Source organism: Mesorhizobium sp. M0514, assembly GCF_040321145.1.
Taxonomy (GTDB): Bacteria; Pseudomonadota; Alphaproteobacteria; order Rhizobiales; family Rhizobiaceae; genus Mesorhizobium.
On the sequence record NZ_JAMYQZ010000074.1, the window covers coordinates 22,732 to 30,385 of the forward strand.

The 7,654-nt window shown below is 65.5% G+C and carries 6 protein-coding genes; 5 read left to right on the forward strand and 1 reads right to left on the reverse strand.

What is annotated here, in order from left to right:
• The first annotated feature begins 118 nt into the window (after positions 1–118).
• From NKI61_RS24840 to NKI61_RS24860, 5 genes are read left to right on the forward strand one after another with little or no spacing between them, the layout of a single operon-like run.
• Positions 119–919 (forward strand): ABC transporter ATP-binding protein, encoded by an 801-nt coding sequence (locus NKI61_RS24840; RefSeq protein WP_023735676.1) that lies wholly within the window; start codon positions 119–121, stop codon positions 917–919.
• A complete protein-coding gene (locus NKI61_RS24845) occupies positions 916–1,665 on the forward strand; it encodes a branched-chain amino acid ABC transporter ATP-binding protein (RefSeq protein ID WP_023692249.1) in 750 nt (249 codons plus the stop codon). Before NKI61_RS24840 ends, NKI61_RS24845 begins: the two co-directional genes overlap by 4 nt.
• Entirely contained in the window at positions 1,662–2,570 is a 909-nt protein-coding gene (locus NKI61_RS24850) for a branched-chain amino acid ABC transporter permease (RefSeq protein WP_023745643.1), read from the forward strand. Before NKI61_RS24845 ends, NKI61_RS24850 begins: the two co-directional genes overlap by 4 nt.
• A complete protein-coding gene (locus NKI61_RS24855; RefSeq protein ID WP_023692250.1) occupies positions 2,567–3,550 on the forward strand; it encodes a branched-chain amino acid ABC transporter permease in 984 nt (327 codons plus the stop codon). Before NKI61_RS24850 ends, NKI61_RS24855 begins: the two co-directional genes overlap by 4 nt.
• Positions 3,547–4,842, forward strand: a complete 1,296-nt coding sequence (locus tag NKI61_RS24860; protein WP_023710024.1) for an NAD(P)/FAD-dependent oxidoreductase — start codon at positions 3,547–3,549, stop codon at positions 4,840–4,842. Before NKI61_RS24855 ends, NKI61_RS24860 begins: the two co-directional genes overlap by 4 nt.
• Positions 4,843–4,909: 67 nt before the next feature.
• Here NKI61_RS24860 and NKI61_RS24865 read toward each other — a convergent pair.
• Positions 4,910–7,654, reverse strand: a 2,745-nt coding sequence (locus NKI61_RS24865) for a nitrate reductase (RefSeq protein ID WP_352841369.1), incomplete at its 5' end; no start/stop codon positions are given.

Here is a 7,654-nt window from a genome sequence, read left to right on the forward strand (position 1 = left end):
CATTTGCCCCGTTTTCGGCTTGCGAATGAAATTAAAGCCGAATAGCGTGATCAACGCAAGTGTGATCACAAATCAAAAATCAGGAGGCGACAACGATCGTCTTCGGCCAGAGGGTTTGATGAGCGATGCAGCGGAGCGCCAACGGCAGGAGACCCGTGCGCCAGTTCTGACGGCACGAAACGTCGTCAGGCGTTTTGGCGGCCTTGTCGCCGTCAACGATGTCTCGTTTGATGTCAAAGCGGGCGAAATCCTCGGCCTGATCGGGCCGAATGGCGCCGGCAAGACGACGATGTTCGATCTGTTGGCGGGCAGCATATTGCCAACCAGCGGCGATATCCTGCTCAATGGCACGCGCGTCTCCGGCGAAGCCGCTCATCTGCGTATCGGCCGTGGTCTTGGCCGCACCTTCCAGATCCCGCGCCCCCTGCCCAATCTGACGCTGATCGAAAACATCATGCTGGCGGCGCAGGGCCAAGCCGGCGAAAAATTGCTCGCCAACTTCGTCACGCCGTGGCGAGTGGCGGCACAGGAAAGAGCAGCCAGGGCAAAGGCACTCGAGCTGCTGGAGCTCGTCTCGCTCGCTCGGCTGGCGCACGAGCCGGCACGCGTGCTTTCCGGCGGCCAGCGCAAGCTGCTCGAACTCGCCCGCGTCATGATGGCCGATCCGGCGATCATCCTGCTCGACGAACCGGCCGCCGGCGTCAACGCGACGCTGCTCGAGATCATCATCGACCGCATCCGCGACATCAACGCGCACGGCATCACCTTTCTGCTGATCGAGCACAATATCGACATGGTGACGCGGCTCTGCCACCGCGTGCTGGTCATGGCGAGCGGCCAGTTGCTCAGCGAAGGCACGGCAGAGGAAGTCGCCCGCGACCCGCGCGTCATCGAGGCTTATCTCGGGGGCGCCACATGAACGAGACCGTCCTCGACGTGCGCAACCTCGAAGCCGGCTATGAGCTTGGCGTGCCGATCGTGCGCGGCGCCTCGATCACCGTCGGCAAGGGCGAGATCGTCGTCGTGCTCGGTCCCAACGGCGCCGGCAAGTCGAGCTTCATCAAGGCGATCGCCGGCCTTGTCCCGATCACCGGCGGCACCGTATTTCTGGACGGCAAGGACATCACCGCCGCTCCCGCGCACACCATGGTTCGGCTCGGCCTGGCCTTCGTACCGCAGACGGAGAACATCTTCCCGCTGATGTCGGTCGAGGACAATCTGAAGGTCGCCTGCGGCATCCTCGAGCGACGCGAAATCCCTGCCCGCATCGAGGAAATGTATGCGGCCTTCCCCGACCTCGTCCGCCAGCGCCGCACCGCCGCCGGCAATCTGTCGGGCGGACAGCGGCAGATGCTCGCCGTCGCACGTGCGCTGATCGTCCATCCTAAGGTGCTGCTGCTCGACGAGCCGTCGGCCGGCCTGTCGCCGAAATTCGTATCGATGGTGTTCGAGATGCTGGCCGGCATCCGCAGGTCCGGCGTCACCATCCTGCTGGTCGAACAGAACGCCAAGGCAGCGCTGGCCATCGGCGACCGCGCCTATGTGCTGGTCGAAGGCAAGGACCGGCACGAGGGTGTGGCGTCCGAATTGTGGAACGATCCTGTCGTCGCCGAACTCTATCTCGGCCAACGCCCGTCTCACGCCGGCAAGGAAGGCGCGGCATGAGCCTGCAATTTGTCGTCGATGGGTTGCTGACCGGCTCGATGATCGGACTTGGCGCCATCGGCGTGACGCTGACCTATTCGATCCTGCGCTTCTCGAATTTTGCCCATGGCGACTTCATGGCCTGGGGCACCTATGCGACGCTCGCCGTCGTCAGCGCCATCGGCGCGATGTTCGGCAAGGTGGCGCCCATTGGACCGCTGTCTTTCGGCTGGCCGCTGCTGGTTGCGCTGGTTGTCGGCATGACTTTCACCGCCCTGCTGGCGCTGTTGCTCGACAAGGTGCTGTTTTCGCGGCTTCGCTCGCAGGGGCAAGCCATCATCGTGGTGATGGCGAGCTTCGGCGCCTCGATGGCGCTGCGCAGCCTGCTCGAATTCACCTTCAGCTCACGGCCGACCTATTTCAGCCGCGCGATCCAGATCGCCATGCCGGTCGGCTTCGGCATCCGCATCACGCCCGATCAGATCGCGCTTCTGCTGCTGACCGCCGTGCTGGTGCTCGGCGTGCATCTGTTGATGACACGCACGCAGACCGGCCGCTCCATGCAGGCGCTGAGCCAGAATGCAGCGCTGGCCCGCATCGTCGGTATCGATGTTGCCTCCGTTGTGCGTGTCACCTGGATCATCGGCGGGGCGCTGGCCTGCGTGGCCGGCGTGATGATCGGCATTCTGGTGCAGATCCGCCCGTTCATGGGCTTCGACATGCTGCTGCCGATGTTTGCAGCAGCCATCCTCGGCGGCATCGGCAGCATTCCGGGCGCTGTGCTCGGCGGCTTGATCATCGGTCTTGCCGAAGCCGGTGCGGTGCAGCTGATCGGCGCCGAATGGCGCGCCGCAATCTCCTTCATCATCCTGATGGCGGTGCTGTTCGTTCGGCCGATCGGCCTGTTTGGTGTGAGGGAACGCTGATGGACCTGCTCGGCTACGGCGCCTTCTTCCTGACCACCGCACTGATCTTTTCGCTGGTCACACTGGGGCTCAATCTGCAGTGGGGGCTGACTGGCCTTTTCAATGTCGGCCTTGCCGGATTCGTCGCCATCGGCGCCTATACATCGGCGCTGCTGACGACCCCGGACGATGCCGCGCGCTTCGGCGGCTTCGGTCTGCCGATCCTGGTCGGCTGGGCGGGCGCCATGGTCGTCGGCGGTATCGCCGCAGCACTTACCGGCATGGCCACGCTGCGTCTGCGATCCGACTACCTGGCGATCACCACCTTCGGCGTCGCCGTCGTCGTGCAGCTGGTCGCGCTCAACGCGCAGAAACTCACCGGCGGCCCGTTCGGCATCGGTTTCATCCCGCGCCCGTTCGGCGGCCTTGCCGAAACGCCGCTGCTGTTCAACCTGTCGAACCTCGCCGTCGTTTCGGCTGTGACGCTGATCGCCTATCTCGCTCTGGAGCACCTGTCGCGCAGCCCCTGGGGCCGCGTGCTCAAGGCGCTGCGCGAGGACGAGCGAGCGGCGATTTCGCTGGGCAAGAGCGCGCGCTTCTACCGCGTCCAGGCCTTCGCCGTCGGCGGCGCTATCATGGCGCTGGCCGGCGCTTTGCAGGCGCATTTCACCGGCTTCATCGCGCCCGATAACTATCTGCCGATCCTGACCTTCCAGGTCTGGGTGATGCTGATCGTCGGCGGCTCGGGCAGCAATGCCGGCGCCGTTGCCGGCAGCATCCTGGTCTGGGCGATATGGGCGGGGTCGGGCACGCTGACCAGCGTGCTGTTTGCGCCCGAGCAGCAAGCACGCGCGGCCTCACTGCAGATCGTCGCCATCGGCGTCATGCTCTGCGTCATCCTGCTGATCCGGCCTAACGGATTGTTCGGCGACCGGCCGCGCCGACCGAAGCCCGGCACACAGACAAAGGCGGCGGCCAACGAGAACGAGGCCGGATCATGAATGCCATGATCCGGCAGCAAGCGTATGGCGTTTCGCTCTGGCATGCCGTCAGCCGCAACCGCCGCGACCGGGGCGCGCTGCAAGGCGGACTCGACGTCGATCTCGCGATTGTGGGCGGCGGCTTTTCCGGCCTGTCGACGGCATTGCATGCCTCTGAGAAAGGGCTTTCGGTCGCGGTCCTCGAAGCCGAATTCATCGCTTGGGGTGCGACCGGCCGGAATGCCGGCTTCGTCGTTCCGAACTTCGCCAAGCGGGATCCAGACGACATCATCGCCGAACTCGGACCCGAGCGCGGCGGGAGGCTGATCGATTTCGCCGCGGGAAGCGCTGACCTCGTCTTCGGCCTGATCAAGCGGCATGGCATCGAATGCGACGCTGTGCAGAACGGTTGGATCCAGCCGGCGCATTCGTCCGCCGCGCTGGAAAAGACGCGATCGCGCGCCGAGCAATGGGCGGCGCGGGGCAGGCCGACCGTAACGCTCGATGCCAAGGCGGTCACGACGCTCACCGGTATCGGCGGCTACGCCGGCGGTTGGATGGACAACTCGGGCGGCGTCCTCAATCCGGTCGAGTATGCGCGCGGCCTGGCCGACGCCGCGGAAAAGGTTGGCGCACGCATCTTCGAGCAGACGCGTGTCACTTCCATCGACCGCACGCCGGATGGCTGGGCCTTGAAGACTGCGTCCGGCACTGTGCGAGCGGGCAAGGTCTTGGTCGCCACCAACGCCTATGGTGGAGAGCTGAACCCGACACTGGCACGGACGTATATCCCGCTGAAAGTCTTCCAGATCGCCACTGCGCCGCTGTCGCGCGCCATACGCGCGCGCCTGATGCCCGGCGGCCAGGGCGTTGGCGACACCAGGCGCAACCTGTTCACGTGCCGCTGCGATGGCCAGAACCGGCTGATCAGCGGCGGCATGCATGTCGTCGGAGCCGGCGCCGAGACGCGGGTGCCGCAAACGATCTGGCGACGGCTCGCCAGGCATCTCGATTTGCCTGACCTGCCGCCGCTTGCCTACAGCTGGACAGGCGTGGCGGCGGTGGGGCCGGATTTCCTGCCGCGTCTCATCGACCTCGGCCCAGGCCTGATCGCAGGCTTCGCCTGCAACGGCCGCGGCATCGCCATGACCACGGCAATGGGCAAGGTGCTGGCCAACTGGGCGAGCGGAACGGACGCCCGCGATCTGCCGCTCCCCTTCGCGCCGCCAGCGCCGATCCCGCTGCACAAGCTCGTGCGCTATGCACCGAATATGCTGCTCCCCTGGAGCATCCTGCGCGACCGGCTGGATTAGACAGCCACCACCTTCCGCAATCGATGACCATGGTGGCCCAAGAGGATATCGTCAGATCCAGCCGCACCTACTCCGCAGCCTGAACCCGATTGGCCTGGATGACCGCCCGGATCTCGGACCGGCAGGAGCCGCAATTTGTGCCGGCCTTCAGGGCGCCGCCTACGGCTTCGACTGTCGTGCACCCGGCCGCCACTGCCGCCACGATCTGGTTGACCCCGACGCTGAAACAGGAGCAGACGGTCGCGCCCGCATCGGGCCGATCGGCGCCGGCGCGACCGGCGACGATCCTGAAGCGTTCGCGCTGGCTGGTGTGAACCTCCTGGAGTTGCTGTGCCGCCCAACCCCGCGAAACCGCCACCGGTCCCGACGCGATAAACAAAGCCCCGGCGAGGTGCTGGTCGTCAAAGGCAGCAATGCGATGCTGGCCGGTATCGCGGTCGTGATAGGCGAGCATGTCGGCTACGGGAACATCGAAAAGCGAACCAGCAAAACCAGCCCAGTCGATGTCATCGCCGGCAAAGGCAAGCTCCACCCGCCAGCCGCCCTTGCATTTGGCCACGGCCCAGTAATCTGCTGCGAGCGCCACCGGCTTGCGGCGCACCACAGCGAAGCCGAAGGCTCTCGCGGCGAATTTCTCGATACGGGCGCCGACATGTTTCAGCGCAGGTTGGCCGGAAACCGGATCGGTCAGAGGCGCGGTCAGCGTGTCGAGGCGGCCCTTTGCCGAAAACTGATCGGTCCAGTGCATCGGCGCAAACACGCTCCCCCGGCGCTGGCGTGCCGTCACCAGCGCGCGCACCAGCACATCCCCGCGCAGGCTGGAGACGCGCACGATGTCGGCGTCGCCAATGCCGTGATGCGTGGCATCCGCCGGGTGGATCTCGACGAAGGGCTCGGCCATGTGCTGGGAGAGACGTGGGCTTTTGCCAGTGCGGGTCATCGTGTGCCAATGGTCGCGAACACGGCCGGTGTTGAGGATCAGCGGATAGTCCGGGCTGGTGCGTGTCTCGACGATGGGACGAATGGCGATGAAGCGCGCCTTGCGGTCGGGATTGTAGAAATTGCCGTTGGCGAAGAAGCGGGTGCTGGAAGGGTCAAGTCCCGCTTGAACACCCCCCTCTGTCCTGCCGGACATCTCCCCCGCAAGGGGGGAGATTGGCAGCTTTGACGCCGGCATATCTTCTGCATCGTTGGTAATTGGCGAAGGCCGAGGCGACGGCTGATCTCCCCCCTTGCGGGGGAGATGGCCGGCAGGCCAGAGGGGGGTGGCTGGGCTCGGCGCCGGCCATTGGAACGGAGCCAATTCTTCATAGGCGTCGGCATCGATCGCACCATAAGCGCCGATATCGAAATCCCGCGCGCCGTCATTCTCGAAACCCGACAGCGCGGCGTGTTCGGCGAAAACCTCCGCCGGCGTCACATGCGCAAACGCCTCGCCAAACCCCATCCGCTTGCCCACCTCGGCAATGATCTGCCAATCCGGCCGCGCCTCGCCGGGCACCGCAAGAAAGCTGCGCTGGCGCGAGATGCGGCGCTCTGAATTGGTCACGGTGCCGTCCTTCTCGCCCCAGGCGGCGGCGGGTAGCCGCACATGGGCGTGACGCACGGTGTCCGTGCTCGCCAGCACATCCGAAACCACGACAAACGGGCAGGCCTTGATCGCTGCCTCGACGGCATCGGCATCCGGCATCGAATCGACCGGGTTGGTGGCCATGATCCACAGTGCCTTGATGCGGCCGGCGGCGATCGCCTGAAACATCTCGACCGCCTTCAGACCGGGCTTTTGGGCGACGGCCGGCGCATTCCAGAAACGCTGCACGCGGTCGCGGTGCTCGGGGTTATCGATCTCCATATGGGCAGCCAGCATGTTGGCCATGCCGCCGACCTCGCGGCCGCCCATGGCGTTGGGCTGGCCGGTCACCGAAAACGGCCCTGCCCCAGGTTTGCCGATGCGGCCGGTGGCGAGGTGGCAGTTGATGATGGCGTTGACCTTGTCGGTGCCCGAAGACGACTGGTTCACTCCCTGGCTGTAGACAGTGACGGTTTTCGCAGTCGCGGCGAACAGGTTGTAGAAGCGGGTGAGCTCGTCCTCGCTCAGGCCGGTGGCGGCGGCAATGCCGGCAAGGTCGAGCGCCGATGCGGCGAAGAGAGCTTGGCCGAAGCCGGTCGTGTGTGCGGTCACATAGCCGCGCTCGAGCGCGTTGTGCCGGCCGAGCCAGGCGAGCAGTCCGGTGAACAAAGCAACGTCGCCATCCGGTGCGATCGCCAGGTGCATGTCGGCGATATCAGCGGTCATGGTGCGGCGAGGATCGACCAGCACGACCTTCATCTCCGGTCGTTTTTCCCGGGCCGTCGCGATGCGCTGGAAGAGCACGGGATGGCACCAGGCGAGATTGGAGCCGACCAGCACGATCAGGTCGGCGAGCTCGAGATCCTCGTAGGTGCCGGGCACGGTGTCGGAGCCGAAGGCGCGGCGGTGGCCGGCAACCGAGGAGGCCATGCATAGCCGCGAATTGGTGTCGATGTTGGCCGAGCCGATGAAGCCCTTCATCAGCTTGTTGGCGACATAGTAGTCTTCGGTCAGCAACTGGCCGGAGACATAGAAGGCGACGGAGTCCGGACCATGCTCGGCGATGGTTTGCGAGAGGGTCGAAGCGACGAGATCGAGCGCCTCGTCCCAGCCGGCATGGCGGCCGTGGATTTCGGGGTAGAGCAGCCTGCCGTCGAGGTCGATGGTCTCGGCAAGCGCGGAACCCTTCGAGCAGAGCCTACCGAAATTGGCTGGATGGTCGGGGTCGCCGCGGACAGTGAC

Coding starts and splice junctions, on each gene's coding strand:
- NKI61_RS24860 (WP_023710024.1), top strand. CDS start 3,547: ATGAATGCCATGATCCGGCAGCAAGCGTATGGCGTTTCGCTCTGGCAT.
- NKI61_RS24840 (WP_023735676.1), top strand. CDS start 119: ATGAGCGATGCAGCGGAGCGCCAACGGCAGGAGACCCGTGCGCCAGTT.
- NKI61_RS24845 (WP_023692249.1), top strand. CDS start 916: ATGAACGAGACCGTCCTCGACGTGCGCAACCTCGAAGCCGGCTATGAG.
- NKI61_RS24850 (WP_023745643.1), top strand. CDS start 1,662: ATGAGCCTGCAATTTGTCGTCGATGGGTTGCTGACCGGCTCGATGATC.